Genomic DNA, 1,411 nt, shown 5'->3' with positions numbered 1-1,411 from the left:
CGACCGACTCTGCGGGTTTCGGCCACCGTTCGATGTCTGCTCTTCTCCGAAACCGACCAGCTTACTGCGCGGCAACGAAATGACGCGAAGGGCCAACTCCGGACTCATGCACCGCAACAGGAAAGCCTATTCGATCACCTCGTCGGCGCTGACGAGAATTGTCTGCGGCAGAACCAATCCAATCTTCTGCGCGGCTTTGATGTTGACCGAAAGGCGGAAATTGGTTGGCTGCCGGAACGGCATTTCTGCGGGGGTCTGACCAGATAATATCTGGCCCATCTGAGCGGCTAGCTGCCGAAACGCATCAAGCAAATCTCGATAGTACGCCATGAGCCCTCCGGCCAAAACAAGATCGCGAAAAGGATAGCAGGTTGGGCTTCGAGCGCCCGTTGCTAACTCAACCAGGGTTCTCATATGGGATAGATGCTCCGGCTCATCTGAAACAAGCAGCACATCTGCCTTCGTCCAGTCGGTCGATGCGAATGCCTTCTCATAGGCCGCGTCGTTCAAGCTAGTCCCGAGGTCTAGGTGTGATAGCGAAAGCTTTGATGCTTGTGCCGCCTCTCGAACCATGGCGGCTTGAGGCTGCTTCCATGCCGACGAAGATGCAACGTAGGCTATGCGTGATGCCTCAGGCCTTATCTCTCGTAAAAGGCCCAGGCGTTTTCCATGAAGTTCTATCCCAGCATCGACGGTAACGCCGGTCACATTTGCACCCGGTCGCGCCAGACTTGCCGCAAGCCCCCAAACCACGGGGTCTCCTATGATCGTGACTATCGGAATGCTTTGTGTCGCTGATTTGAGGGCGAGCGTCATGGGACCCGCGCCGGTTAAGATCGCCTCTGGATTTTTGCTCACAACCGTTCGGGCCAACTCAGGATAGCTGTCCAGCTTGCCGTCTCCTGAGTAGCGATCAACGATCAGATTTTCTCCCTCGACAAAGCCCAAACGCGCAAGCTCATCAAGAAATGCGCGATAAACTGGGTTTCTCCTGAGCTCCTCTATCGAGTGCCAAGGTGCCACGATGGCAATCCGTCTTGGATTTGCCGATGGCCGCGCTCTGGAGGCACGGGTCAGTAGAACCGAGCTGGAAACAATCCCTCCGATAAAGTCCCGCCTCCTCATCCGATCACCTCGTTCGGCTCCGATCAGTGGCAAAGAGCCCGCAACATCTGTCGCCAGCATCACCTCTGCCAATCGCTGGCTCGAAGTCGCTCGCCAGCCACAAAAACCGTTGGTTGATCTGTCTCAGCTTATCAAACCATAGGGACTGGCTTCGCGCTACTGGTACTAGACGGTGTTGAATGTCGGCTAGACTGTATGTCCCCTCCACAAAATGAGGCGACTCACCCTCGATGTTGCAACGAGGGTTGCCCGGATGGACTGGGCAGAGCCTCAAACAAGGAGGGCG

The 1,411-nt window shown here is 56.1% G+C and carries 1 protein-coding gene; it reads right to left on the bottom strand.

What is annotated here, in order from left to right; translation table 11 throughout:
* Positions 1 to 126: 126 nt before the first annotated feature.
* Positions 127 to 1,023 (bottom strand): ABC transporter substrate-binding protein, encoded by an 897-nt coding sequence (locus tag AC629_RS43725; protein WP_168195757.1) that lies wholly within the window; start codon positions 1,021 to 1,023, stop codon positions 127 to 129.
* Positions 1,024 to 1,411: the final 388 nt, after the last annotated feature.

The organism is Bradyrhizobium sp. NAS80.1, from assembly GCF_001908205.1.
In the GTDB taxonomy this organism is placed as follows: domain Bacteria; phylum Pseudomonadota; class Alphaproteobacteria; order Rhizobiales; family Xanthobacteraceae; genus Bradyrhizobium.
This window is presented reverse-complemented; position numbering and strand designations above follow the sequence as displayed.